The sequence below is a fragment of the Pseudomonas sp. CROZ-RG-20F-R04-15 genome (assembly GCF_022662375.1).
Classification (GTDB): domain Bacteria; phylum Pseudomonadota; class Gammaproteobacteria; order Pseudomonadales; family Pseudomonadaceae; genus Aquipseudomonas.
This window is the reverse complement of the sequence record NZ_JAKNQL010000001.1, coordinates 729,265-755,096: the sequence shown is the minus strand read 5'-3', so window position 1 is coordinate 755,096 and position 25,832 is coordinate 729,265. Positions and strand designations below refer to the sequence as shown.

Genomic DNA, 25,832 nt, shown 5'->3' with positions numbered 1-25,832 from the left:
TTACCAGCGGTTGCCACGTCCGTTGTGGTCACCGCGCCCACTGTGTCGATCGTAGTTGCCACGACCGCGATGATCGTTATCCCAACCGCCGCGACGGTGGCCATCCCAACGTCCGCGATCGTTGTCGTGCCAGCGACGGCTTTCGTAGTAACGCGGGGCCGGTTGATAGTAGCGCGGCGCCGATTGGTAATAACGCGGTTGCTGGTAATACCGCGGGGCTGGCTGGTAGTAGCGTGGTTGCGCGTAATACGTGCTGCCACCGTTGTAATAGGTGCCGCCCGTGTTGTAGTAAGCCGGTGCGGGGGATGTGTAGACCTCTGAGCTGTAATACGAGTCCGCGTAGGAGTACGGGACGCAACCGGCAACGGAAAACATCAACGCAGCAAGTAGAAGAATTCGTCTATACATGGCGGCCTCCTGGACCGCGGGTTGGCCACACCAGCGACGCTGGCAGGCGACAGTCATTTAATCGGTGACTGTCGAAAAATCAGACAGCGTTTTCCGAATCTGGTGCGTTCCTGCAACAAGTTGAAACAAGTGATTGATGAAATCCTGTTCATTTGCAAAACGCTGTCATTCAGCCACTGATCAATGGTGGCCACCGTGATATCCGCCGCCGTGATAACCCCGCCCGTAGCCACCCCGATAACCGTAACCACCATAGTAATAACGCGAACCGCCGTAGTAGCGCGGGCCGTAATAACCACCGTAGTAATAGGGTGAGTAATAACCGGGATAGTAATAGGTGGCAGGGTAAGCATCGTAGGGACCGGCGTAGTAGTAACAACCGGACAAACCGAAAATCAGCACTGCACCGAGCAACATCTTCTGAACACGCATGGCGGCCTCCTGAAAGACCCACGGCAGCAACGGAACAGAGCTGCCGACACATGTTTGACTGGTGCAGATCAATCAAGTGCCCGGTCCGACCCGGCTTCAGATCAGCGGTGTCCGCCACGATGTAGCGAGCTTGCTCGAGAAGGCGGTGGGTCAGCCAATCCGTGTTGAATGACATACCGCATTCGCGAGCAAGCTCGCTTCCACAGGTTCATGTCCATCCCTCCTACGATGCAGGAACGACCATTCGCGCCGTACATGAAGCAGTTATTTCCCGGCAGTGCCACTAGAATGCATGCCATCGGGCCACTGCCAACGGATCTGCCATGCCGCTTCGTTCTCCCCTCTACTCGCAACGCTCGCTGGTACTGACGCTGATCGCCCTGCTCGGCGCCGGTTTCCTCGCCACGTCGTTGCTGAGTTACTACGCCTCCCGCGCGTCGATCCGCGACAACATCGTCAACACCGAACTGCCGCTGACCTCAGACACCGTCTACTCGGAAATCCAGAAAGACCTCGTCCGGCCGATCCTGATTTCCTCGATGATGTCCCGCGACACCTTCATGCGCGACTGGGTGGTCAACGGCGAGCAGAATCCCGAGCAGATGACCCGCTACCTCGACGAGGTCATGACCCACTACGGCGCCTACACGGCGTTCTTCGTTTCGAACAGTACGCACACCTATTACCACGCCAAAGGCGTGCTGAAGCAGGTCAAGGTCGACGAACCGCGCGACGCCTGGTACTTCCGCGTGCGTGACATGAAGGATCCGTACGAGATCAACGTCGACCCGGATCTGGCCAACAAGGACAACCTGACCTTCTTCATCAACTACAAGGTTTACGACTACCACAATCGTTTCATCGGCGCGGCGGGCGTCGGTCTGACGGTGGATGCGGTGATCAAGCTGATCGACAAGTATCAACAGCGCTATCAACGCAGCGTGTACTTCGTCGACACCTTTGGCCGACTGGTCCTGACCGGCGCCGAAGGCGGTCCGGAAGGCGCGCACATTGACCAGAGCCTGAGTGAACTGGAGAGCATGAAGAGTCTGGTCAGCCAGTTGCCCAAACCGCACAGCGGCAGTTACGAATACTCCGCCCACGGTCAGGGGCACTTTCTCAACGTGCGGTTTATTCCAGAGTTGAACTGGTACCTGTTCGTGGATAAACGCGAAGACGGCGCTTTGAGCGAAATCCGTCAGTCGCTGTATCTGAATCTGCTGATCTGTCTGTTGGTCACGCTGATTGTGCTGGCGCTGCTCAACCGCGTGATCAAACGTTATCAAAGCAAAATCCAGGCGCAGGCCATTCTCGACAGCCTCACCGAACTGCCCAACCGCCGAGGTTTCGACATTCTCGCCGCACAGGCCCTGCACGAAGCCCAGCGCGAGACCAAACCGTTGACCGCGTTGCTGCTCGATCTCGATCACTTCAAGGTGTTGAACGACACTTACGGGCACATGGCCGGCGATCAGGTGTTGATCGGTTTTGCCCGCGATCTGCAAAGCTGCCTGCGCCACGCCGACATCGTCTGCCGCTGGGGCGGTGAGGAATTCATCGTGTTACTGAAGGACACCGACGGCGACACCGGTCAGAAAATTGCCGAGAAGATCCGCCAACATGTCGAACAGCACGAATATGCCTACGACGGCCACCGCCTCAATCTGACGGTGAGCATCGGCGCCACCACCCTACAACGCGATGACACCTTGCACAGCCTGCTGTCGCGGGCCGATCATGCGATGTACCGAGCCAAACAAACCGGCCGCAATCGCACCTGCGTGGAAATGCCTCACTCGACTTATGCCTGATTCCGACGTTAAACCCGACCATTGCCCGGCCTGCGGCGCCCGTAACGACTGCAGCCTGGCCGACCCGCGCACAGCCGACCGCGAATGCTGGTGTTATGGCGTGAGCATCGATCCGGCCGTACTTGAAGCGCTGCCGCCAGAACTGCGCGACCAATCCTGCCTGTGCCCACGTTGCGCGCAGGTCGAGGCGCAACTGCAAGCAACCGGGCGGCCGATCCCGTAAGATGCGCGCCCCTTCATTCAACGAACACTGAACATGCGCGTCGACCGTTTCCTCAGCAACCTGCCCCGCTACAACCGTCAGCAGGTTCGCCTGTTGCTGGTGGAAAAGCGCGTGCGGATTGACGGAAAAGTCGTCAGTGATCCGCACAGTGAAGTGCTGGAGTTCAGCCGCGTCGAAGTCGATGACGAAGTCCTGCAATGCGGCAAACCAGCACGCTACTTCATGCTGCACAAGCCGCCGGGCTGCGTCAGCGCTACCCGCGATCCGCAACACCCGACCGTGCTCGACCTGATCGATGAACCGGACAAGGACGACCTGCACATCGCCGGACGCCTGGATTTCAACACCACCGGCCTGATGCTGATCACCAACGACGGCGCATGGTCGCGCCGCCTGACCCAACCGCAGACCAAACTGCCGAAGGTCTACTACGTCGAGACCGAGCAGGAGATTGGCGCGCAATATGCGAGCACTTTTGCCGAGGGCATCTACTTCGCTTTCGAGGATCTGACCACGCAACCGGCACAGCTGGAGCTGCTCGGGCCACGGTCGGCGCGGCTGAGTATCATCGAGGGGCGCTACCATCAGGTGAAGCGCATGTTTGGTTACTTCAACAACAAAGTCCTGCACCTGCACCGCGAATCGATGGGCCCGCTGCTGCTCGATAACGCGCTAAAACCGGGCGAGTACCGCGCTTTGCGCACCGAAGAGATCCATTTGTTCTAAGCCCGCGACCGCTCAGCAGAAGTTGTCGAACAATTTACCAACGGCACTTGCGCGATCCCGACTCCCCTGCTTGAATCAGGACGTCGGCCAAATTGTGACCGACGAGTCACACCATACTTCCAAGAAACTTTTTGTCGGTCGTAAGCCCCAAGGGCTTCGCCTCAGCCGACAGACTGCCCGCCAATAACAATACCCGTCGACCTGCCGTAACGGATCGACATGGGCCAAGCAAATTCCAGGCGTATGCCTACCTGTCACAAAGCTCGTGCAATCTCTATTTGCGCGCATACCCGCTTGCTTGCCAGGAGTCTTATGACATGAGGCCAGAAATCGCTGTGCTGGATATACAGGGTCAGTATCGGGTTTACACGGAGTTCTATCGCGCAGACGCCGCAGAAAAGACCATCATCCTGGTCAACGGCTCGATGGCCACGACTGCGTCGTTTGCACAGACTGTGAAAAACCTGCACCCGCAATTCAACGTGGTTTGCTACGACCAGCCCTACGCGGGCCGGTCAAAAGCCCACAATCGCCACGAGAAACATCTGACGAAGGACGTCGAAGGGCAGATTCTGCTCGAGCTGATCGACCACTTCGCCGCCGAACACGTGCTGTCGTTCTCCTGGGGCGGCGCCGCGACCCTGGTCGCCCTCGCCCATCAGCCACGGCGCATTGAACGAGCTGTGATCAGCTCGTTCTCGCCAGTGATCAACGCGCACATGCTCGATTACCTCGAACGCGGCGTCGACTACCTCGGCCAACGCGACGGCGACCGCGTCGGCCATCTGGTCAACAACACCATCGGCAAACACCTGCCGTCACTGTTCAAACGCTTCAACTATCGCCACGTCAGCAGCCTCGCCGAGCACGAATACGGGCAGATGCACTTTCACATCAGCGACGTGCTGCACAGCGATCGGCAGTGCTACTTGAATGCGGCGAAAAAGATCAACGTGCCGGTGCTGTTTTTAAACGGCGAATGGGACGAATACACCGCTGCCGAAGATGCACGCCTGTTCGGCAACCACGTGGCGCAGAGCACGTTCACCACGCTGCAAGCCACCGGGCACTTCCTCGACATGGAACACAAGGCCGCGTGCCGCGATAGCCAGAATGCCCTGCTCGGCTTTCTGAAACCGGCGCAGCAGGCCAGCCGAACGCGTTACTCGTTTGTTCAGGATCAACATGCATTGGCTATTTGAAAGAGTGTCTTCGCGTGCGGGACTGCGGGATTGAGATTTTGCTTTTCTCACCGCAGTGCTCGCCCGCGATTGACCGTTTTCAGTGATTCAAAGCGTTCATGAGTAAAAGAAAAACTTCAAATCCGTGGCCGAGTCTGGTACAAAGTCAGCCGCTCTGAGCGGGTATAGTTTAATGGTAGAACAGTAGCTTCCCAAGCTTCCGACGAGGGTTCGATTCCCTCTACCCGCTCCACTCAATTTTTGTCTCACGTTGTGTTTTTTGACGGGGGATGCAGGAACAGAAAAAACCGGCCTTGATGGCCGGTTTTTTTGTGCCTGAAAAAATCCGATGCTGCATTTCGAAACAATGCAAAAACCTGCAACACAGTCAGAATCCCTGCGCTGCCTCCCCATCTAGACTGATTCACACCGCTGAGCCGAATGATGGACGATGACCACTTGGTGGTTATAGTGTTGATCGCAAAAGCCAAGCAGGTATAGTACCCACCAAGCACATCACAAGGAGGTGTTGTGAATAGCCGTTTTTTAATCGGCCAACTCGTCGCAGACGGTTGGTATTTAGTGCGAGTCAGAGGCAGCCACCATCACTTCAAACACCCGGTCAAGCCTGGACTGGTCACTGTGCCGCATCCGAAGAAAGATCTGTTGAAGAAAACGGCCATCAGTATTTTGCAACAAGCGCTGCTCTGACTTGTTCAGGTCATCGGCGCGATGGAGGAAACGAATATGCTCTACCCGATTGCGATTTCAATAGGTGATGAGGAACACGCCTGGGGCGTGGAGGTGCCGGACATTCCGGGCTGCTTTTCGGCTGGCGATGATCTGGATGATGCCGTCGCCATGGCTCGCGAAGCCATCGAGGGACATTTCGAAATTTTGGCTGAGGACGGTGCGCCGATCCCGGCTGCGAGCAAACTGGGCGTGAACGTCGCTAATCCGAAGTACGCAGGATGTGCATGGGCCGTGGTCGATATAGATGTCGTGAAGTACTTGGGTAAAGCCCAGAAACTCAACATCACGTTGCCGGGGCATTTGCTTAACCGCATTGACGAATATGTGTTGCACCACCCGGAAGAAAAAAGCCGCTCCGGCTTTCTGGCGTCGGCGGCTCTGAAAGTTTTGCAGCAGGGTTGAAACTTGTCGCGTCAACCTGTGCCGACCTTATCCTACCCATTAAACCTAATTACATTTTAATGTGGGTTAAATGATATTTTTAGGTTTAATCCACAGTATATTGCGTATAGAGAATCAAAACTGAACGCCGACGGTACCCACGACATGCTGGATTTAAGCCTCACCACCGCAAGCGAGATCGTCAACCGGATTTGCCAACGCCTGCGCACAGAACGATTGGCTTTGGAGATGACACAGGCAGACGTGGCCGCTCGCGCGGGCATTGCGACGAATACGGTGTCAAACCTTGAAGCCGGTCGTAATGTGAGTTTCGACAACATGGTGCGAGTGGCGATGGTTCTCGGGCGCGAAAAGGAACTCGAAGGGTTGTTTCTGCCAAGGCTCGAAACTCTTGACGATATCATTCGCTACGAAAAAACGGCCAAGCGTCATCGCATCAAAAGGAAAGTCGACAATGCTTGAACGAGTTGACGTCTACTACGAGGGCTGGGGTGAACGTTGGCGGTGGGGCACACTTGCTTCGACGAAAGCCCTGACCGGTCGCCCGCAGGTCATGTTTGAGTACAGCGATGAGGCAAAAAACAGAGGGCTGGAACTCTCGTCCTTGAGGCTTTCATTACAGGGAGCCAGGTTAAACCGGGATTTCCCGTCACATCAGTTGGGACTGCCTGGGCCGGTTTATGACTCGCTGCCGGATGGCTGGGGCATGTTGCTGATGGACCGATTGTTCAAACGTCGAGGCCTCAACCCTGCGCGCATAGGCCCCTTGGAGCGGCTAGCCTACATTGGCAACAATGCCATGGGGGCCATGTCGTTTGAACCTGTTGCACCCGAGGCGCTGGAACCGCAAATGCATGTTCCCATCGAGTTGCTCGCGTCCGAAGTGCAGGAAGTACTCAAAGGTAAAGGTGGAGAGCTTCTTCAGAAGCTGCTACTGGTCGGAGGTTCTCCACAGGGCGCCCGACCAAAAGCGCTGGTATATCGCGATCCGCACACTGATGCCTTCACTACGGTTGCCACTCCCGGTTTCGAAGCCTGGTTGGTGAAATTTCCGGCTCAGCAAGAACATCCCGAGGTGTGCGCCATCGAAATGGTCTATGCCGAGTGTTTACGCTTGTGCGGTATCCAAACTCCTGACACTCGTTATTTCAGCCTGTCTGAGGGAATGGCCGCTTTTGCCACCAAACGCTTTGACCGACAAAATGACTTGCGGGTGCCCATGCAGAGTCTTGCAGCCTTTACCGGTGCGGATTTCAGATCCCCCGGGGCGCTGGACTACGTCAACTTCCTGCGTGCGACTCATAAGTGCAGCAATGACGTACGAGAGAAAGCCGCAGCGTTTGAGCGGGTCGTCTTCAATGTCGCATTCAACAACCGAGACGACCATCCGAAGAACTTTGCTTACATCATGTCGCCTGGCGGAGACTGGAAATTAGCGCCGGCCTATGACGTCACTTTCTGCGAGGGGCCGGGAGGCTATCACCAGATGGACGTGATGGGTGAAGCCTTGGAAATTGGAAGAGAAAACCTGCTCAACCTTGCAGTGGAGGCTGAAGTAAACGCCGCTACCGCCGCCGACATCATTGACAGATTTTGCGAGGTAGCTGGCCGATTCTCAGCCATGGCTGAAAGTTTGTATCCGGGTGTGATCACCCAGGAAACCTTGCGCACCATTCAACAACGCATCGACCAAAACATCGGGCTACTTGCCTGAGTTCGTGCTGCCACGTTGCAGTCTCGAGAAACCGGCGCTAATTGGCCGGTTTCTTTGGCTTCTTAAAGCGTTAGGGTTAATCCGCCGGCACAACCTTATCCAGTGCCTGATTCACCGCTAATTCACCCAACATGACCACCTGCGCGATGCCGAGTGCAGTCTTGCGGTGTGAGGTGTCGAGCAGCGCGGCGAAGTTGTTAAGCATGGTGGTGGCCGAGCCGAGTGTTTCGCTGGCGTTGGCCAGCAAGGATTCGGTGTCGTAGGCAGGGTTGGCGAGGTACATCGGTTCGGGTTCGCGGGTGCAACCCATGATTCTGGCTGTGGGGCTGAGGTAGTGGTCGAGGGCGCGTTCGGCGGCTTCGTGGAATTTCTTTGAGTTGGGTGATTCGTAGGGGGATGCCGGATCGGTTTCCGGCGGATTTGGCGTTACTTTGAACATGGGCTTGGTACCTATCAATAGGGGCCGCAACCAATCTCGCTACTAAACGGATGGGAGGCAGCTGTGCGCAAGTTAGTAGACCGGATCCCAACCCCTAAATCCGGCGCACCCGAGGGCGCCATGCGCACAGCCACCATCGAGTACAAGCATTGCCTGTTTGAATGGTACTTGTGCAGCCATTTAGGGGGGATTCCGGGCTACTAAACCCGATCACTGGAAATCAGTGACGCGAACCAAGTTACCGACCGCTCCTAAAGCGCACAAGCCGGCGGATTCTGGCGTAGCGGTAGGCAACGGCGCAAGGATTTGTAGGCTTCAGGACGTAACACCGAACACTTATAAACACTGGCCACCGAATGCGTTTAAGCAGACAAAAACCTTGCAGCATTTTCTGACATTACAGATCCACAACACTCCATCGTTTTTCACCTTCCTCTCGACCGACTAGCATTTCCATATCAGCCACTACCCTCCCCCTGCGCGGCCATCGACGAATACGCGCCATCACTTTCGAGGGATTCCAATCGCGGCCACTTTGCCGCTGACGATCGAACTCAAAAGAGCATTTCAACATGACGCAAAACATTTACGACGATCCCGAATTTTTCCAGGGCTACAGCCAGATGAACCGCTCCATCGGCGGCCTCGACGCGGCGCCGGAGTGGCCGGCGCTAAAAGCGCTGCTGCCATCAATGCATGGCTTGAAAGTGGTGGATCTGGGCTGCGGTTATGGCTGGTTCAGCCGTTGGGCCATCGAGAATGATGCGGGGAGTGTGTTGGGACTGGATGTCTCGGAGAAGATGCTGGAGCGGGCGCGGGCGACCACAACGGCGGCAAATATTCGTTATGAGCGTGCCGATCTGGAACAGATCGACTTGCCCGCCTGCAGTTTTGATCTGGCTTACAGCTCACTGGCGCTGCATTACATCAAGGATTTGCCGGGGCTGTTTGCGCACCTGTACGCGGCGCTGAAACCGGGTTCGCACTTTGTCTTTTCCATTGAGCATCCGATCTTTATGGCGCCACGTAATCCGGGTTCGTTTGTGGATGGTGAAGGTAACAAGCGTTGGCCGCTGGACAGTTATCAGTTGGAGGGTGAGCGGGTGACGAACTGGCTGGCTGAAGGCGTGATCAAGCAGCATCGTACGGTCGGGACATTGCTCAATTCGCTGATCGATGCGGGGTTCTCGATTCGACATGTCAATGAATGGGGGCCGAGCGAAGCGGAGGTCGCGGCGCAACCGGCGCTGGCAGAAGAGCGGGAGCGGCCGATGATGATGTTGGTGGCGGTGCAGCGCTGAGAAGCCCTCACCCTAACCCTCTCCCAGAGGGAGAGGGGACTGACCGCGGTGGCGGCACGAACTACGCCGACGTGCAAAATCGAAGCGAACTCAGGTTTTGCAAGCGATACCAATCGGCTCCCTCTCCCTCGGGAGAGGGCTGAGGTGAGGGGGCCAATTTATTTCAGCGAGTCGCGACGATAAATAACCGTGGGAATGGCAACAGCACCGAGCCATCCGCCAATGCCGGATAAGCCTTCTCAACCTCCGCCAGATACTGCTCCAGGTACTGCGCCTTTTCCGCTTCGGTCAGCGGATTCAAAAACGGAATCAACCCGCTGCCCTTGAACCACTCCACCACCCCCGCCGCCCCGCCAGACAGCTGATGGTGATAGGTGGTGCGCCACACATCGACCCGCGCGCAGTGTGGCCGCAGCATCGAGAAATAATCGCTGGCGCTCGCCATGTCGGTACGCTGCCCCGCAGCGCCTGAAAGCTTGCTCGCCCATGGGCCATTCGCGGCGACTTCACGCATCAAACGGTGGGAGGGTTCATTGAGATTGTCCGGCATCTGAATCGCCAGACTACCGCCCACCGACAACTTGCTGGCCAATGCTGGCAGCAACGTCGCGTGATCCGGCACCCACTGCAGCACAGCGTTGGCGAAGATCACATCGAAGGGGCCTGCATCCGCCCATTGATCAATCTCGGCCACATCGAACTGCAACTGCGGCAAGCGCTTGCGAGCCGCGTCGATCATGTCTGCCGAGCTATCCAGCCCGCTGACCTTCGCCCCGGGAAAACGCTGCACCAGCAGCTCCGTCGAGTTACCGGGACCGCAACCGATATCAACCACTGTTCCCGCTTCAGGCGTGGGAATCGCCGCCAGCAAATCGCGGGCCGGGCGGGTGCGTTCATCTTCGAAAGCGACGTATTGTTTGGCGGACCAACTCATTGCGTTCTCCTGTCGGGGACATTTCAGCGGTCCGTCACGATACAGCGATCCAGTACATGTGCCTCCCCTACCAACGTCCGATGCCATGAACTGATTTGTAATTAGAATTTTCCACGTACCGCAGATGTCTGAATTTCAAGACTCTTCCCAATAAGGAACACGGCTATGAAATTCGCAAAAATCTCCCAGAAGCTCGCGATGGTGGCCGGTAGTCCGAAGACCTTCATGGGCGCGTTGATCTTGATCGGGTTGTGGGGTTTAAGCGGGCCGATCTTTGATTACAACGATACCTGGCAACTGATCATCAACACCTCAACCACGATCATCACGTTCCTGATGGTGTTCCTGATCCAGAACACACAGAACCGCGATACCGACATTCTGCATTTGAAGATCGATGAATTGCTGTTGGTGACCAAAGAGGCGCAGAACGCGATGCTCGGGCTGGAGGCGCTGGATTTGAAGCAGTTGGAGGCACTGCGCAGGCACTACCGTTCTTTGGGCGAAGGCGAAGTGTTCAATCTTGAGGGGCTGGGCGAGAAGAGTAAGTCGAAGCAGGACTTGAATGAATGTTGAGGGTTGAAAAATCAAAAGATCGCAGCCTTCGGCAGCTCCTACAAAGTTTGGTGTAGGAGCTGCCGAAGGCTGCGATCTTTTGATCTTGATTAACGGCTTGCCTGTAACTGGCGGGCCATTTCCAGGTGGATCTGCAGTTTTGGCAGTGTCTCGTCGGCGAAGGCTTTGATCTCCGGCACGTCGGTGGTCTGCGCTTCCTGCTGAATCTGCTCGATGGCCTCTTCGGTGGCTTTGACCTGACTCGCGGCATAGGCCTGATCGAAGGAGGCGCCATCGGTCACTTGTGGCATCAATTCCTTGGCCTTGTCGGCCAGTTCTTCACGGGGCGCGACGGGCAGGTCGAGCTTCTTGGCGATTTTCGCCAGGTGCTGGTTGGCCGTCGTGCGGTCGTTGATGACGACGATGGTGTAGTCCTTGACCTCTTTCGATTCGGCTTTGCTGTGGGCCAGACGACTGGCCTCGATGTCGGCCATGCCTTTGGCCGAGGCATCGTTGATGAAATCGGCGGGCGACTGGGCAAAAGCACTGCTGGCACACAGGCCCAACAGCGATGCAAAACTGATAGTGCGTATACGGGTGGCCATTCGGCTCATGGTCGCGCCCTCCTTACTTGCAAAATTCAAGCGGGAGCTTACGCCCCCGCCTCTCAATCAAACAACCTTCACCAACTACTTCGATTTCTGAGCGGGCTTGCGGCCCATCTCTGGTTTTGGCTCTTTGTCGACAGTCGTTGTGGTGGTTTTCCCACCTTTGCGACCTGCTTCAGAGGCCTTCGTTCGATCGTTGGCGAAGTTTCCCGAGTTCGAGTTTCTTGAGTTAGGCATGATTCTCTACCTCTTGGTAATGATCGTGGCGAGCCGTTGCCCGCCTATGATTGAGAATTTTCTGCCCGGCAAAGGTTTAGAAAAGTTGCAGTTGCTGCGACGAACGGCGCCGACTTCTCAGCTGTTGAGCGCGTGATGGTTCAGGCGTTTAGCGGCGTACATCGCCTGATCGGCATGGCGAAACAGTTGCTGCTCCTCCCTGCCATGTTCTGGGTAGCGGGCAACGCCGATGCTCGGTTCGATGCGCAGGTTGTGGCCATCGAGGCGCATCGGTTGCACCAGTACCTGTCGGATTTTTTCCGCCACGCCGTCAGCATCTTCCGAAACCTGCACGCTGTGCAGCAGCACGACAAATTCATCGCCGCCAATTCTGGCCACGGTGTCGGTTTCCCGCACGCAGCCTTTCAAGCGGTTGGCCACGGTTTGCAGGAGCATGTCGCCGACAGCGTGACCAAAGGTGTCGTTGACCTGTTTGAAGCGATCCAGATCGACATACAACAAGGCCATGTGCCCGGATTGCTCGCGAGCGCCGGCCAACGCGGCTTTCAAGCGATCACGCAGCAATTCACGATTGGGCAGTTGCGTCAGTTGATCGTATTGCGCCATGCGTCGTAGCCGGGCGTGCAATTGCTGACGCTCGATGGCGGTGGCGACCTGGGCGCAGACGTATTGCAGCAATTCCTTGTCTTGCTCGGTGTAGCGCTCGCCGCCGGGCAGGCTTTTGACGATCAAGGCACCAATGGTGCCGTTTTTCGAGTTCAACGGCACGCCGAGCCAGCAAGGTGAATTCTGCCCTGCCACCAGTTCGGCGAAACCGGCTGGGGAATCCGGGCTGTCCGGGGTCAGAAGAATCGGCTGGCCGCTACGAATGACTTCCGTGCACAGGCGTCCGGTGACGGTGCCCGGTTGCTCGGGCTGCAGTTCGTGATCGTCGACGTGATAGGGGAAATTCAGTTGTGCGCAGTGCTCGTCGTACAACGCCACGGAGAAATTCATCGCCGGCAACCATTCGCCGATGATCAGGTGAATGCACTTGAACAGCGCCAGCAGATCCTCCGCCACATGCGCCGCTTCGGAAATCGCATAGAGTGCAGCCTGGCGCGATTCAGCCTGTTTGCGCTCGGTGATGTCACGCGCCACGGCGATGCGCAGTTGATCGACTTCCGACCAGCGCGCCGACCAGAGGATATGCACCGCGCTGCCGTCCTTGCGCAGGTAACGGTTTTCGAAGTTGAGCTTGGGCTCGCCGCCCATGATCTCGCTGGCCGCCGCGAGCGTGCGCTGACGATCCGCCGGGTGCACCAGTTCGATCATGTGTCGGCCGATCAACTCGTCAGGCGTGTAGCCAAAAATGCGCTCGCAGGCCGCGCTGACAAAAACGAAGCGCCCCTGCTTGTCCACCGCGCAAACGGCGTCCAGCAACAGGTCGATGTAACTCGCCAACGGCGCGGAGTTTCGGCTTTCCATGGTTCAGCGTGGGCGTCCGGGCAATGCAGCACTGATCAACCATCCCTGACCTTTTCCTGCATCCGTGCACACAATCTCAAGCCTTGTTCGGCATCAAACCCGGCAGCGCATGCATCAGCGCGTTGATGGCAAAACCGATGAACATCACGCCACACAGGCGGGTAATCAACAATTCATGACGCTGATACAGCGTGCGTACCCGCTGCGCGCCGACCACGCCAATCAGAATAGCGTAGGCCAGCAGACCGCCGAGGAAACTCAACACGATCAGTGTCGGCAGCATCGACCAATTAAGCAGTTCGGCGCGGCTCGACAGCAACGCGGTGAACGTTGCGACCGCCACCGGATACGCCTTTGGATTGGTCAGACCGAACAGAATGCCGTGCCAGAACGGCTTGCGCGCCGCGCCCTGGGGTTCGTCACCATTGCGACGCTGCGCTCGCACCGCGCGCCAGCCGAGCCAGAACAGATACAGGCCACTGAGTACACCGAGCACATCAAACGCGGTGCTGCCGATTTCCCGGGCGCCGACAATCGCGATCAGCGCGGTGCTGCACCAGACCACATCGCCGAGCAGATGCCCGCAAAGAAACCCCGCCCCAGCCCGCCGCCCGTGGGCTGCACCGATGCCGAACACCGCTAGCACACCCGGCCCTGGCGTAATGCCGTAAATGAAACCCGAGGCCAGCACGGCCATTAGCAACGATGGAGTCATGGAAAACCTGCAGCGCCAGAACACGTGACCGCCAGTCTATAACAGACAAATGTGTCTGATCATGACTCGTCGTAAAAACGCATGCCGGCGTACGGTTTTTGCCGACACGCTGCCAGTCGTGAAGCGAGATCGCCGACATGGGCTTCGAGCTTGTGGCCATCGGGATCGAGGAAGTAGAACGACGCGCCTTCGCTGCGGTTGTCGCGCCATTCCTGCACGTTCGCCGCTTTTAGACTTGCTACGAAGGTGGAGAAATCCGCCGCGTTGAGGCTGAACGCGTAATGGGTGTAATCGACGCACGGTTCACTCGAACGCAGCGGATCAAACGACAGACACAACCACAGTCCCGGCAGCGACAGGTAAGCACCGGCATCCCACGTGGCTTCGACGCGCAACTGCAACACATCGCGATAGAACGCCAGGCTGCGCTGCACATCGCTGACCGCGAGGGTCAGGTGGTTGGGCCGGTGAGCATCGGGTCAGTAACCTCTGAGGTCTTCGGGGACGATGTATTGTTGGCCGTCGTAGGTCAGGGTGATCTGCTTTTGCTTCAGGCGGGTGGTCTTGGAAAGACACTCTTTACCCGACTGCGTATTTTTCATTTTGCTGCCGTTGGTGGTGACGATCAAATCGGCCAGACCATGATGGCTGGAAGAGCCGATCTCGACGGTTCGGCGAATGGTCTTCGTATAACCTTCACAATCATTCATAAACTCGCCATTGCTCTTGGCAACCACCAAGCCCTCCAGCACCGGACGCAACTGACTGCCTTCGCGAACGTACAACGCCAAGTCGGTTTTCTCATAAGGAATAGCGTGGGAACTGTGGGAAAACTTTGAGCGCAGACCAAAGGCCCGGACGTCCGGCGTCAAACGGTAGCGAGCCGTATCAATGCGCACATCCTCCAGACGCACGGCATCGGAGTTGTAGGCGCCCGGCTTACGGTAAGTAGCTATGGGTCTGGCGTCGCTGGCATTGAGGATTGCCAGATCCAGATCGAAGGCTCCGGCATCGTCCCCGCCGGCATCAGCCAGGTAGGTGGACTTCACCGAAATCGCCTGACTCGGGAAGGCCGGCCAGACATTGCAACGCGACATGGATTTGCCGTCAAAACCCTGTGTAGTGCAAGCGGCTTGGGTTTGGGTCGTGATGACCAACAAACCAAGGGAAATCAGAAGTCTGGTTGGAGTGAGCATTGTTCTTCCTTGATAAAAGTCGTGTTGAGCAGGCCGGTTACAAGCCTTTGAAGCTTTGCGGCAAGACGTAAGCTTTTCCGTCGTAGCGCAGCGTGGTCAGCACGGGCTTGTCGGTCGTAGTCTTCATTTCGCAATTGTCAGGCGATCCTTCTCCGACGAGACCGGTGGTGACTGATTTAACGACAAGGTCGGCAAAACCATGAGAGCTGGTTTTACCCATTTCGATGGTGCGAACAGTGGTCGCGCGTTCTCCCGCGCAATTGCCGTCCCATTCACCACTGAAGCGGTAAACCACTAATCGATCCAACACAGGACGCAGTTTGCTTCCCTCTTTCACATAGAGCGACAGCACGGTTTCATCCAATGGATTAACGCGAGACGAGCCTTTGAAATTTGCCCGAATACCAAAAGCACGAAGTTCAGGCGTGAGTTTGTAGCGCGCGGTGTCGATCTGCACGCTATCCAGCGCGAACGCATCAGAAAAAAATGCAGCAGGTTGATGGTACGTGGCGATGGGGGTTGGGTCGTCTGTTGACAACACGGATAAACTCAAATCGTAAGAGCCAATCTTATCGCCATTGGTGTCAACTGGATCCGGCTCAAACTTCAATAGCGAAGAGATGGTCAGCCCTGGATAAGCAGGCCAATCCTTGCACTGGCCAAAGTCCCTGTTTCCCGACACCGCTGGTGGCGTGCAATCGGCCAATGCCTGCCCCGCCAGTAACCACCCGCACAATGCCGCACACCCGATCCAGCCAGACTTCACTGTCACTTCCCGCTCCTTGATAACGTTTCAGCCGCGCACTATCCCCTGCTCAATCGTCCGATTCAACCAGTTCAACGCCTGATCCCCACCCCGCCGCTTGTGCCACGCCAGTACAAACGTAAACGACGGTATTTCAAACGGCGGCGGCACCACGATCAGTTCACCCTGATCGATCTCGCGCACGCTGCGCGAAGACACCGTAAGAATCAGATCCGTGCCACTGATGAACTGCGGCGCGACGTTCCAGTGCGGCAGGCTGATGGCGACGCGGCGGCGCTCTCGCAGAGACGTCAATGCGCGCTCGATTTCCGGTGTGCCGCTGCCGCGCATTTCCAGCAGGACGTGCGGACAAGACAGGTAAGTCGGCAAGTCCAGCACACCGCTGGCCGGCAGCGTCTGGCGATCCAGCAGGCAGACATAGCGCTCTTCAAACAGCACCGAGCTGCGCAGTTCGTGGGGCATTTCCGGGAAGACGCCGGCGGCCACGTCGATATCGCCATTGAGCACGCCCTCCAACATGCCTTCGCGGCTGGCATGGCTGATTTGCAGGTCGATGCCCGGCGCTTCCCGGCGCAGGGTGCGGATCAACGTAGGCAGAATGATTGCCGCGCCGTAGTCCGACATCGCCACACGAAAGGTCCGACGCGCACTGGCCGGATCGAAGGTGTTCGGCGCCAGCAGCGATTGCACCTGTGCCAGCGCTTCGGCCAGCGGTGCGACCAGTTCCAGCGCTCGTGCGGTGGGCACCAGGGTTGAGCCGGCGCGCACCAGCAACGGATCGCCGAGCAGATCGCGCAAGCGTGCCAGCGCATGGCTGACTGCCGGTTGACTGAGGTGCAGACGCTCGGCGGCACGGGTGACGTGCTGCTCGCTGAGCAAGGCGTCGAGGATCACCAGCAGGTTGAGGTCGATACGGCGCAGATCATTCATCTGATGCATGTTCTGGATGAGGAAACGGAATTTAAATCTGCGCGACGAATACTCTAGAGTCCAGCAAAACCTGTTGGAGAATCGAGATGAGTACGTTGCAGTGGGCCGGCTTGTTGGTACTGGCCGCGTTCGCCGGAGCGGTGGTGCCGTTTCAGAGTGCGATCAACAGCAATCTGGCGCGGGGGCTGGGACATCCGTTGTGGGCAACGTTGGCTTCGTTGCTGGTGAGTGTGTTGGTGTTGCTGCCGGTGATTCTGGCGTTGCGTTTGCCGTTGCCGTCGTTGACGTTCATCAGCAAGGCGCCGTTGTGGATGTGGGCCGGTGGTGCGTTTGGTGTGTGTTTTGTGGCGTTGGCGGTGGTGTTGCTGCCCAAACTTGGCGCTTCCGGGTTTGTAGCGCTGGCGTTGGCTGGGCAGGTGATTGCATCAATGGTGCTGGATCACTTCGGGTTGTTTGGGTTGGTGGAGAAACAGCTGACTGTCTCGCGAATTTTTGGGGCGGTGTTGTTGATTGCCGGGGTGGTGTTGATTCAGTTTGGCGGGGTGCTTGAGAGAAATGCAGTGGCTGCTGGATGATCGTTTGAATCGATGATTTTCAGTGTCCGGAAGTCAGTCTTCGCGAGCAGGCTCGCTCCCACAGGGGAATGCATTTCAACTGTGGGAGCGAGCTTGCTCGCGAAGGCGTCATTGCAGGCGCCGCAAATCTCAGAACTTGTCGAGCGTGCGCAATTTCTGCGGCAAGCCCCACAACAGCAATGCCGCCGCAATCAGCGCCGCCACACCGATCACGTAGAGCGCCGGTGTGGTGCTGCCGGTCAGGTCCTTGATCCGTCCGACCATCACCGGGCTGACAATTCCGCCGAATTGCCCAAGAGTGTTGATCACCGCAATCCCGCCCGCCGCACCAGCGCCCGCCCCGGCCAACAACTTCGGTGGCAGTGTCCAGAAGCTCGGAATCGAGGCGATGATCCCGGCGCCAAGCAAGCCAAGAGCAACGATCAAAAACGTGGTGTGACTGGCGAAAATCCCCGCACTGAAAAAGCCGATCGCACCGACGACGACCAGCCCGGCGACAAACTTGCGCCGCTCACCGGTGGCATCCGACAAACGCCCGATCACCACCATGCTGATCGCCCCGCAAATGTACGGAATGGCCGTCAGCAGACCGATCATCACCGGGCTCTCGGTGCCGGCGCTGCGGATCAACTGCGGCGCCCAGAAGTTCAAGCCGTAGGAAGCGACCTGGATCAGAAAATAGATCAGGCCCAAGGTCAGAAATCCGGGAATCTTCAACGCCGCGAGCAACGAACCGCCACTCTTGTGCGGCTCATGCTGGGCGATGCGACTGGAGAGCAGTTTCTTCTCGTCAGCCGTCAGCCAGTGCGCATCCTCGATGCGATCCTTGAGCAGCGTCAGCACCAGAAAACCGAGGCCGATGCACGGCACGCCGCCAAGCAGGAATAGCCAGTGCCAGCCGCGCATTTGCAGCACGCCGTCGAGGTGCTCCAGCACCAGCCCGGAGAACGGCGCGCCGACCAGCCCGGCAAATGCCGAGGCGAGAAACAGCATCGAGGTGATGCGCCCACGGAAGTGCTGCGGGAACCACAGCGTCAGGTAATACAGCACGCCCGGGGCGAATCCGGCTTCCATTGCGCCAATCACAAAGCGCAGCGCGTAGAACTGCCATTCGCTGTTGACGAACACCATCGCCGCTGTCGCCACACCCCACGACATCATGATCCGCGCGATCCAGCGGCGTGCGCCGACCTTGTACAGCATCATGTTGCTCGGCACTTCGAACAGCACGTAACCGACCACGAACAGCCCGGCGCCGAGGCCGTACGCGGTGTCGCTCAGGCTCAGGTCGGTCTGCAACTGGAACTTGGCGAAGCTGATGTTGATGCGGTCGAAGAAGGCGAACAGGTAGCAGACCATGATCAGCGGCATCAGGCGCCAGGCGACCTTGCTGACCAAGGCTTTTTCAGCGTCGTGATCGACGGACGGACGGGCGCCCGCCTCCATTACATTGAGGCTCATAGCTTTTCTCCAGACGGACTGCCGGTGGGCGTCCGATTGTTTTTGTTGTCTGGTCATAACGCTCACTGTGGAGCGTTTTTTTGTGGGAGTGAGCTTGCTCGCGAAGGCGTCGAGTCAGTCAAAATCAAATGTGAATGACACACCGTCTTCGCGAGCAAGCTCGCTCCCACAGGGGGATTTGTATATTCAGGTGGGGATCGGGTGCAGGTCGCAGTTGCGCCCGGCCTTGGCCAGTTGGCCGGGTACTTCGTGGCCCAACAGATCCGGCAAGCCGCGCGAGAGTTTCAGCAACAGCGGCAAATCGATGCCGGTGTGAATACCGATCTCAGCGCACAGGTTCACCAGATCCTCGGTGCAGATATTGCCCGACGCGCCCGGCGCAAACGGGCAGCCGCCGAGGCCACCGAGCGCCGCATCGAAACGCCGCGCCCCGGCCTCATAAGCCGCCAGTACATTGCACAATCCCAGACCACGGGTGTTGTGGAAATGCAGGGTCAGATCCGCCGGCGAAACCCGCTGCAGCACCCTCCGCACCAAACGATCCACCTGACGCGGATTGGCCATGCCAGTGGTGTCGGCCAGGGTGATGCCCTCAATCCCCAGTTCCTGATAAGCATCGACGATTTGCAGCACGCGATCCTCGTCGATCTGGCCTTCGAACGGGCAACCGAACGTCGTCGCGATACTGCCATTGAGGCGCACGCCGGAGCCGCTGGCAAACGCGACAATCTCTGCAAACGCCGCCAGCGAATCCTCGCAGCGCATGCGCATGTTGGCCAGGTTGTGCGTCTGGCTGGCGGACATCACCAGATTCAGTTCATCGGCACCCGCCGCCAATGCACGCTGCGCACCTTTTAGGTTGGGAATCAGCGCGACGTAAATAACCCCCGGCTGGCGATGAATGCCGGTGAAAACTTGCTCGCCATCGCGCAGTGCCGGAATGGCTTTCGGTGAGACGAACGAGCCAGCTTCGATACGGCTGAAACCGGCCAGCGACAGTTGATCGATCAGGGCGATCTTGTCAGCGGTTTCCACCCACGTCGGCTCGATCTGCAAGCCATCGCGCGGCGAGACTTCCTGGACGATCAAGCTTTGCGAATAGTCGGTGATCATTGCACCACCCCTTGGCTTTTCAGGCGTTCGATATCGAGTTCAGTCAGTCCCAGGCCAGCCAGAATGCCGTCAGTGTGCTGGCCAAGTTTCGGCCCCGACCAGTTCACCCCGCCAGGTGTTTCCGAGAGCTTGGGGACAATTCCGGGCATCTTCACCGTCGCGCCGCCGGGCAGTTCGGCGTTGAGCAGCATGCCCCGCGCCTGGTAGTGCGGATCGGCCACAATGTCGGCCACCGAATAGATTCGCCCGGCAGGCACTTCAGCGGCTTCGAGCGCGGCGAGCACGTCGTCGATCGGCAGACTGCTGGTCCAGTGAGTGATGGCGGCGTCGAGCAAACCGCTTTTGGCCGCCCGCCCGTCGTTGTGAGCGAATTCTTCGGCGTCGGCCAGATCATCGCGGCCAATGGTGTGCATCAGCCGTTTGTAAATCGGGTCACTGTTGCCGGCGATCACCACATAAGCGCCATCGGCCGTGAGGTAGGTATTGGACGGCGCGATGCCGGGCAAAGCGCCGCCGCTGCGCTCACGAACATGTCCAAGCATGTCGTACTCCGGCACCAGACTTTCCATGACATTGAACACACTTTCGGCCAGCGACACGTCGACGATCTGCCCGCCGCCCTGCCCGGTCTTGACCCGCAACAGCGCCATCAGCGCGCCGATCACCGCATGCAGCGAGGCCAGCGAATCGCCGAGGCTGACGCCGACCCGCGCCGGTGGCGAACCGGGGGTGCCAGTGGTGTAACGAATGCCGCCCATCGCTTCGCCGATCGCGCCGAAGCCCGGGCGATCGCGGTACGGGCCGGTCTGGCCGTAGCCGGAAATACGCACAAGGGTGAGATTGGGGTTCGGCGCGTGAAGTACATCCCAGCCGAGGCCAAGTTTCTCCAGCGCACCGGGGCGCAGGTTTTCGATGATGACGTCGGCATCGCTGGCCAGTTGCTTGACCAGTTCAATGCCTTCGGCAGATTTGAGGTTGAGCGCCAGGGATTTCTTGTTGCGTGATTGCAGGTACCACCACAGCGACGTGCCTTCGTGCAACTTGCGCCATTTGCGCAAAGGGTCGCCCTGACCCATGGCTTCGATCTTGATCACCTCGGCGCCAAACTCGGCGAGCATGCGCGCGGCAAACGGCGCGGCGATCAGCGTGCCGATCTCGATCACTTTGATCGCACTCAAAGGGGCAGTCATCGCGGGGTACCTCTTGTTCTTGGAATAGGTGACCAAGGCTAGAGGAACGATGATCGGGTAATCCAGCCGTCTCTTGGCAATGGGCGTTCGCGAAATGCGAACGCTCGGGGGATGTAGCGAACTCAGGTCAGTCTTCGCGAGCAGGCTCGCTCCCACGGGGTTTCGTGGCGGCTGCAGATTCTGTGTTCAACACACATCCACTGTGGGAGCGAGCCTGCTCGCGAAGAGGCCGGAACATTCACTGAAGATCTATGCGCCCTGCCCACGCAAATGCTCAAACAACAACCGACTCACCGGCGACAACTGCGCCTCGTCCCGCACCACCACAATCAACGCGCGATCCGACCAGTCATCCGTCAACGGCACCGCGTGCAACCCCAATGCCTGACCAAACAGTTCATAGGCACGCTGCGGCAAAATGCCAATGCCCATGTTGGCCTGGACCATCCGGCACACCGCGTCGAAGCCCGGCACATGAATGCGAATGCGCAAAACCTTGCCAGCCTGACGCGCTGCCGCGTGGGTGCGCATATTGATCGAGCTGGCGGCGTGCAAACCGACGTAATCGCTGTCCAGCGTCTCATCGAACGCCAGCGATTCACGCGCGGCCAAGGGATGTTCTGGCAGCATGACCACTACCAGTTTGTCCTCGCGGTACAACACGCTGCGCAGACCTTTGGTGTCGCTGTCGTTGGAGCAAATGCCGAGATCCGCCACGCCATCGAGCACACCTTGAATCACCCCAGCGCTGGGCCGTTCTTCGAGGTCAGTCTTGACCTGCGGGTGCTGCGCGGAGAAGTCGCGAAGGTCCTCGGGAAGAAACTGAATGATCGCCGACAGGTTCGCCAGCATGCGCACATAACCGCGCACACCGTGGCTGTGCTCGCCGAGTTCCAGGCCCATTTTCTCGACGTTGAACAGCATCTGCCGCGCATGGTGCAGCAGCGTTTCACCGGCGGGCGTCAGCGTCATGCCCTTGGCCTGACGCACGAACAAGCTGATCCCGAGCGCCTCTTCCAGCTCCATCAGGCGCTTGCTCGCCGCCGAGACTGCGATGGCTTCACGCGAGGCCGCACGGGTCAGCGTGCCCTCTTCATGGACGGCGACGAACAGTTGCAGGGTGATCAGGTCGAGGCGGCGGATCAGGCTCTTTTGCAGCATGGTGGGCTCGCTGACTGGGGTTGTTCCGAGTCGGCAGGATAGCCCGGATTTATCTGCAACTGATCAATGGCCGGGGCTGTTACCGCGTTTAATCACAGGTGCGGTCAGCAAGCGGATCAACTGCGCGCCGTTGTCGCTCCTTCCCAGCACAAGGATCGCAGAACTCTGCGGACAGGCATCGATGGCGGTCCACGCAATATCCTTCGCGCCCTCGACATTAAACGATTGATCCACAGCACCATCGACCAAAAAGCCCCCCGTCAACAAACCTCGTGTGCCGCCCGACGTTTGTCCGACCGTGACAATTCTTTTGCCGGCAATGTCATCCAGCGCGAATCCTGCTTTCCAACGCCTGAGATCCTTTTCCTCTGTGGTCAACGTAAAAACAGGATTTTTGCCATTGAACGTTTCATCTTCCTTGCCGGTGGAAGTGAACCCCTTGATGAACGCATGCTGAAATTTCCTGCCTTCCAGTGCTTCGACCGCCGAACCGAGCACGAGCAAGCGCGCCGCCGTTTGCACAACGATGTGCTCCACCGCGCTTTCGAGCGGCTTGCCTTCCTTTTCAAGGTTCAACAGCAATATTCCCTTGTCGCCAAAGGTGTCTGCGACTTTTCCGGCACTGTCGAACGCCATGGCCAGTCCCTAGTTCATTACCTCTGTCTTGCCATGCACGAGAATCAGCCCATCGTCGAGCTGGATGATTCCCGGCAACGAAATCCCCACCCCAGACAGGGTCAGGACGATCCAGCCGTTGCTAGCGAACGATGAGTCGTCCGAGCCATCGAGATGGAACCGCGTCAGCAAGCCGCTGCCCTTTTGCGAGGTCACGAAAAGCAGTCGGTCCGGCTCGGCTGCCTGAGGCGTGGATTTCGCTAGAATCAGACGCCCACCCGTGGCACCTGTCAGGAGAGGAATACGCGTGGGCACAATCCGATAGCCGCTCTTGTCGTCGCCGAAGCCGGTATCCGGCGAGCCATCGGGCAGAAAGCGGGCGATGACCTGTTGGTAGTCGATGGCCGTGCCTTTGATCACGCCGATCACACCGCACAGATAGATCCGACCGTTTGCAGCAACGAGCAACTGTCCGCCTTGCGAGAGCAGACCCGTGCCAAATTGGCCGCGAAGATAGCCGGCCTTACCAAAGTCCGGATCTGGATCGCCATTGGCATCCAGACGCACCAGCCCGTAATACGAAAGGCCCGATACCTCAACGGTTGCGCTGACCATGATCTGCCCTGTCGGGGTTATCGCCACCCCATGGCCAATGGTTTTGCTCGCTGCGGGAAACTTCATCGTGCGCAGGCCAAAGCGATCATCCAGATCTCCCGCTGACTGTGCTTTTGCTGTTTTGCGGGCTTTCGATACTTTGGGTGCTGTGGCTTTCGGCATGTTCGTGTGCTCCTCAAAAGATCGAAGTAGATCCCGTTGTTCAGAGCATTCGATCCGAAGCACCCAAGCGATACAACTGACAGAAATGACAGTTTTTTAGAAAAAGACGAAATTAAGGTTCGACCAAAACAAGCTAAAAAACTGGTAGTTCTTACAGGTTCGAAATGAAACGTGTCATGCCAACCTCTCGATTCAAGTCAGCTTGAAACGAGAAGAACAATGACCACTACCGACAAGCCCAATACGCAACCTGTCCCGCCCCCGACCATCACGTACCCCGAAGAGGGCAAGAAAACGGGGGTTGCAACACTTTTTCTCGGCAGCGGTATACCGGGTGCGCTGGTGCAGGTTTGGAACGCTGAAGAGTCGCATTCGCTGGGTGGAGGACAGGTCAGCGCGAAGGGACGATGGGCGTTTAGCTTCAGCGGTGCCCAGTTTACGGGAGAGCATAGGATCAAGGCCCGCCAGGAGGTGGAAGGCGTCATGTCAGATTGGAGTGAGGAGCGCAAATACGAGGCGTTCTTGTTCCCCCCCATCAACATTCCAGTAGTTAAGGAACCGGAGGAAGAAGCCAAGGTAGATGCCGTTCCGGTTTTTCGTGGAGATGTCACAAAGCCCATTGGCATCGTTAGCATTATCGATCTGGACACCGACCTGGAGATTGCCAGAGCCGGCGTCGACAGCGAAAAGCAATGGCATACACAAGTTACGCACCCCTTACCGGAAGGCAGGTATCGAATATCCGCCGTTCACAATATCAATGGAGAATTGTCAGATTGGGGCCGTGTCCGAACGTTTACGGTGACCACTTAGGGCAAGGGCGAAACATAGCAGTCAAGCCATTGAGCCCGTCATGGCGTCTCAAAACGCGTTACGAAAAACCTCCTCGATCTGGCGCTGATCCGCCGCCCGAGGATTCGTCAAACCGCAGGCGTCTTTCAGCGCATTGGCGGCGAGCACCGGAATGTCGCTGAGCCTGGCGCCGAGTTCGCGCAGGCCACCCGGAATCTCGACATCTTTGGCCAGGCAACGGATCGCAGTGATCGCCGCCTGGGCGCCCTCTTCCGCGCTGAAACCGCGAATATCCGCACCCATGGCGTGGGCCACATCGGTCAGCCGATCGGCACACACCAGCGCATTGAACGTCTGCACATGGGGCAGCAGCACGGCGTTGCACACGCCATGGGGCAGGTCGTAGAAACCGCCCAATTGATGCGCCATCGCATGCACGTAACCGAGCGAGGCATTGTTGAAGGCCATGCCGGCGAGGAACTGCGCGTATGCCATGTTTTCCCGTGCGGCGAGGTCGCGGCCGTCGCGCACGGCCAGGCGCAGGTTGTTGCTGATCAGGGTCATCGCCTTCAATGCGCAGGCATCGGTGATCGGGTTGGCAGCGGTCGAAACATAGGCTTCGATGGCGTGGGTCAGCGCGTCCATGCCAGTGGCGGCGGTCAGACCTTTGGGCATGGCGACCATCAGTTCCGGGTCATTGACCGACAGCAGCGGCGTGACATTGCGATCGACAATGGCCATTTTCACGTGACGCGATTCGTCGGTGATGATGCAGAAGCGGGTCATCTCGCTGGCGGTGCCGGCAGTGGTGTTGATCGCGATCAGCGGCAGTTGCGGCTTGCTCGATTGATCGACGCCTTCGTAATCAGCGATCTGTCCGCCGTTGGTCGCACACAGGGCGATGCCCTTGGCGCAATCGTGGGGCGAACCGCCGCCCAGCGACACGACGAAATCGCAGCGGCTTTCCTTGAGCAGTTCCAGCCCGGACTCGACATTGGCGATGCTCGGGTTTGGCTTGGCGCCGTCGAAAATCACCGAATCGATGTCCTGCATCGCCAGCTTCTCGGCGACCATCGTCGCCACGCCAGCCTTGGCCAGCCCCGCATCGGTGACGATCAGCGCCTTGCGAAAACCATAGTTGCGGATCGCGACCATGGCTTCGTCGAGGCAGCCGTTGCCCATGATGTTTACCGCCGGAATGAAAAAGGTACTGGTCATGCGCGCGTCTCCTGACAGGGGGCCGAATCGACTGCTCCGGTTCGACGGATAGACACAGCATCGACCGATCGGTCACGCGCGATGTTGATCTGGCTCAATGCCCGCTCGTGATAAAGTCGCCGCCCATCAGCC

At 58.1% G+C, this 25,832-nt stretch carries 30 protein-coding genes, 1 tRNA gene and 1 pseudogene; 13 read left to right on the top strand and 19 right to left on the bottom strand.

The window, feature by feature from the left end; genetic code table 11:
* Positions 1-408 carry a hypothetical protein gene (locus L8H52_RS03440; RefSeq protein WP_034153134.1) on the bottom strand — a complete coding sequence of 136 codons (408 nt, stop codon included), beginning with the start codon at positions 406-408 and terminating at the stop codon, positions 1-3.
* A 180-nt stretch (positions 409-588) separates the two neighbouring features.
* Entirely contained in the window at positions 589-840 is a 252-nt protein-coding gene (locus L8H52_RS03435; RefSeq protein ID WP_242204580.1) for a hypothetical protein, read from the bottom strand.
* Between the two features lie 323 nt (positions 841-1,163).
* Here L8H52_RS03435 and L8H52_RS03430 point away from each other — a divergent pair, with 323 nt between their 5' ends.
* From L8H52_RS03430 to L8H52_RS03390, 9 genes are all read left to right on the top strand, one after another.
* A complete protein-coding gene (locus L8H52_RS03430; RefSeq protein ID WP_242204582.1) occupies positions 1,164-2,651 on the top strand; it encodes a sensor domain-containing diguanylate cyclase in 1,488 nt (495 codons plus the stop codon).
* The gene (locus tag L8H52_RS03425) at positions 2,644-2,874 is read left to right on the top strand and encodes a cysteine-rich CWC family protein (RefSeq protein ID WP_242204584.1); all 231 of its coding nucleotides are present in this window, start codon (positions 2,644-2,646) and stop codon (positions 2,872-2,874) included. The genes L8H52_RS03430 and L8H52_RS03425 overlap by 8 nt, the downstream gene beginning before the upstream one ends.
* 33 nt (positions 2,875-2,907) lie before the next feature.
* Positions 2,908-3,600: a pseudouridine synthase gene (locus tag L8H52_RS03420; RefSeq protein ID WP_242204586.1), complete on the top strand. Its 693-nt coding sequence runs from the start codon at positions 2,908-2,910 to the stop codon at positions 3,598-3,600.
* Between the two features lie 317 nt (positions 3,601-3,917).
* Positions 3,918-4,802 carry an alpha/beta hydrolase gene (locus tag L8H52_RS03415; RefSeq protein WP_093438451.1) on the top strand — a complete coding sequence of 295 codons (885 nt, stop codon included), beginning with the start codon at positions 3,918-3,920 and terminating at the stop codon, positions 4,800-4,802.
* Between the two features lie 158 nt (positions 4,803-4,960).
* Positions 4,961-5,034: transfer RNA gene (locus L8H52_RS03410), tRNA-Gly, on the top strand.
* Between the two features lie 278 nt (positions 5,035-5,312).
* Positions 5,313-5,492 carry a type II toxin-antitoxin system HicA family toxin gene (locus L8H52_RS03405; RefSeq protein ID WP_242204587.1) on the top strand — a complete coding sequence of 60 codons (180 nt, stop codon included), beginning with the start codon at positions 5,313-5,315 and terminating at the stop codon, positions 5,490-5,492.
* A 36-nt stretch (positions 5,493-5,528) separates the two neighbouring features.
* A complete protein-coding gene (locus L8H52_RS03400; RefSeq protein WP_137218087.1) occupies positions 5,529-5,936 on the top strand; it encodes a type II toxin-antitoxin system HicB family antitoxin in 408 nt (135 codons plus the stop codon).
* A 144-nt stretch (positions 5,937-6,080) separates the two neighbouring features.
* Positions 6,081-6,398: a helix-turn-helix transcriptional regulator gene (locus L8H52_RS03395; protein WP_242204589.1), complete on the top strand. Its 318-nt coding sequence runs from the start codon at positions 6,081-6,083 to the stop codon at positions 6,396-6,398.
* Positions 6,391-7,650, top strand: a complete 1,260-nt coding sequence (locus tag L8H52_RS03390) for a type II toxin-antitoxin system HipA family toxin (protein WP_242204591.1) — start codon at positions 6,391-6,393, stop codon at positions 7,648-7,650. Before L8H52_RS03395 ends, L8H52_RS03390 begins: the two co-directional genes overlap by 8 nt.
* A 76-nt stretch (positions 7,651-7,726) precedes the next feature.
* Here L8H52_RS03390 and L8H52_RS03385 read toward each other — a convergent pair whose 3' ends face one another.
* The gene (locus L8H52_RS03385; RefSeq protein ID WP_242204593.1) at positions 7,727-8,089 is read right to left on the bottom strand and encodes a DUF6124 family protein; all 363 of its coding nucleotides are present in this window, start codon (positions 8,087-8,089) and stop codon (positions 7,727-7,729) included.
* A 572-nt stretch (positions 8,090-8,661) separates the two neighbouring features.
* Between L8H52_RS03385 and L8H52_RS03380 the strand changes: the two genes are divergently transcribed.
* The gene (locus L8H52_RS03380; RefSeq protein ID WP_242204595.1) at positions 8,662-9,390 is read left to right on the top strand and encodes a class I SAM-dependent methyltransferase; all 729 of its coding nucleotides are present in this window, start codon (positions 8,662-8,664) and stop codon (positions 9,388-9,390) included.
* Positions 9,391-9,553: 163 nt separating this feature from the next.
* On the opposite strand, the gene tam is transcribed toward L8H52_RS03380, so the two are convergent.
* Positions 9,554-10,324: a trans-aconitate 2-methyltransferase gene (tam, locus tag L8H52_RS03375; RefSeq protein ID WP_242204597.1), complete on the bottom strand. Its 771-nt coding sequence runs from the start codon at positions 10,322-10,324 to the stop codon at positions 9,554-9,556.
* A 165-nt stretch (positions 10,325-10,489) separates the two neighbouring features.
* Between tam and L8H52_RS03370 the strand changes: the two genes are divergently transcribed.
* Positions 10,490-10,900 carry a low affinity iron permease family protein gene (locus L8H52_RS03370; protein WP_007911483.1) on the top strand — a complete coding sequence of 137 codons (411 nt, stop codon included), beginning with the start codon at positions 10,490-10,492 and terminating at the stop codon, positions 10,898-10,900.
* 89 nt (positions 10,901-10,989) lie between these two features.
* On the opposite strand, the gene L8H52_RS03365 is transcribed toward L8H52_RS03370, so the two are convergent.
* The 8 genes and pseudogenes from L8H52_RS03365 to L8H52_RS03330 all read right to left on the bottom strand — a co-directional run bounded on the left by L8H52_RS03365 (position 10,990) and on the right by L8H52_RS03330 (position 16,807).
* Positions 10,990-11,493 (bottom strand): DUF4142 domain-containing protein, encoded by a 504-nt coding sequence (locus L8H52_RS03365; protein ID WP_242204600.1) that lies wholly within the window; start codon positions 11,491-11,493, stop codon positions 10,990-10,992.
* Between the two features lie 75 nt (positions 11,494-11,568).
* Positions 11,569-11,724, bottom strand: a complete 156-nt coding sequence (locus L8H52_RS03360) for a KGG domain-containing protein (protein WP_242204602.1) — start codon at positions 11,722-11,724, stop codon at positions 11,569-11,571.
* A 117-nt stretch (positions 11,725-11,841) separates the two neighbouring features.
* A complete protein-coding gene (locus L8H52_RS03355) occupies positions 11,842-13,191 on the bottom strand; it encodes a diguanylate cyclase (protein ID WP_242204604.1) in 1,350 nt (449 codons plus the stop codon).
* Positions 13,192-13,267: 76 nt separating this feature from the next.
* Positions 13,268-13,906 carry a LysE family translocator gene (locus L8H52_RS03350; protein WP_242204606.1) on the bottom strand — a complete coding sequence of 213 codons (639 nt, stop codon included), beginning with the start codon at positions 13,904-13,906 and terminating at the stop codon, positions 13,268-13,270.
* A 59-nt stretch (positions 13,907-13,965) separates the two neighbouring features.
* Positions 13,966-14,381, bottom strand: a pseudogene (gene fos, locus L8H52_RS03345) (fosfomycin resistance glutathione transferase).
* Positions 14,382-14,385: 4 nt separating this feature from the next.
* Positions 14,386-15,102, bottom strand: a complete 717-nt coding sequence (locus L8H52_RS03340; protein WP_242204608.1) for a hypothetical protein — start codon at positions 15,100-15,102, stop codon at positions 14,386-14,388.
* Positions 15,103-15,139: 37 nt separating this feature from the next.
* Complete coding sequence (locus L8H52_RS03335; RefSeq protein WP_242204609.1) at positions 15,140-15,874, bottom strand: hypothetical protein; 735 nt, start codon at positions 15,872-15,874, stop codon at positions 15,140-15,142.
* Positions 15,875-15,895: 21 nt separating this feature from the next.
* On the bottom strand, positions 15,896-16,807 hold the full coding sequence (locus L8H52_RS03330; protein WP_242204611.1) for a LysR substrate-binding domain-containing protein: 912 nt from the start codon (positions 16,805-16,807) through the stop codon (positions 15,896-15,898).
* A gap of 77 nt (positions 16,808-16,884) precedes the next feature.
* Between L8H52_RS03330 and L8H52_RS03325 the strand changes: the two genes are divergently transcribed.
* Positions 16,885-17,373: a DMT family transporter gene (locus L8H52_RS03325; RefSeq protein WP_242204613.1), complete on the top strand. Its 489-nt coding sequence runs from the start codon at positions 16,885-16,887 to the stop codon at positions 17,371-17,373.
* Positions 17,374-17,502: 129 nt separating this feature from the next.
* Here L8H52_RS03325 and L8H52_RS03320 read toward each other — a convergent pair whose 3' ends face one another.
* The 6 genes from L8H52_RS03320 to L8H52_RS03295 form a co-directional block, all read right to left on the bottom strand.
* Entirely contained in the window at positions 17,503-18,834 is a 1,332-nt protein-coding gene (locus L8H52_RS03320) for an MFS transporter (protein WP_242204615.1), read from the bottom strand.
* Positions 18,835-19,020: 186 nt separating this feature from the next.
* A complete protein-coding gene (locus L8H52_RS03315) occupies positions 19,021-19,947 on the bottom strand; it encodes a hydroxymethylglutaryl-CoA lyase (protein ID WP_242204616.1) in 927 nt (308 codons plus the stop codon).
* Entirely contained in the window at positions 19,944-21,137 is a 1,194-nt protein-coding gene (locus tag L8H52_RS03310; RefSeq protein WP_242204618.1) for a CaiB/BaiF CoA-transferase family protein, read from the bottom strand. The genes L8H52_RS03315 and L8H52_RS03310 overlap by 4 nt, the downstream gene beginning before the upstream one ends.
* 249 nt (positions 21,138-21,386) lie before the next feature.
* Positions 21,387-22,298 (bottom strand): LysR family transcriptional regulator, encoded by a 912-nt coding sequence (locus L8H52_RS03305; RefSeq protein WP_242204620.1) that lies wholly within the window; start codon positions 22,296-22,298, stop codon positions 21,387-21,389.
* A gap of 63 nt (positions 22,299-22,361) precedes the next feature.
* Positions 22,362-22,934 (bottom strand): hypothetical protein, encoded by a 573-nt coding sequence (locus L8H52_RS03300; RefSeq protein WP_242204622.1) that lies wholly within the window; start codon positions 22,932-22,934, stop codon positions 22,362-22,364.
* Positions 22,935-22,943: 9 nt separating this feature from the next.
* Complete coding sequence (locus tag L8H52_RS03295) at positions 22,944-23,690, bottom strand: hypothetical protein (protein ID WP_242204624.1); 747 nt, start codon at positions 23,688-23,690, stop codon at positions 22,944-22,946.
* Positions 23,691-23,909: 219 nt separating this feature from the next.
* Between L8H52_RS03295 and L8H52_RS03290 the strand changes: the two genes are divergently transcribed.
* Entirely contained in the window at positions 23,910-24,503 is a 594-nt protein-coding gene (locus tag L8H52_RS03290; RefSeq protein WP_242204626.1) for a hypothetical protein, read from the top strand.
* A 48-nt stretch (positions 24,504-24,551) separates the two neighbouring features.
* On the opposite strand, the gene yiaY is transcribed toward L8H52_RS03290, so the two are convergent.
* Positions 24,552-25,700, bottom strand: coding sequence for an L-threonine dehydrogenase (yiaY, locus tag L8H52_RS03285; RefSeq protein WP_242204628.1), 1,149 nt, complete (start codon positions 25,698-25,700; stop codon positions 24,552-24,554).
* Between the last annotated feature and the right edge of the window lie 132 nt (positions 25,701-25,832).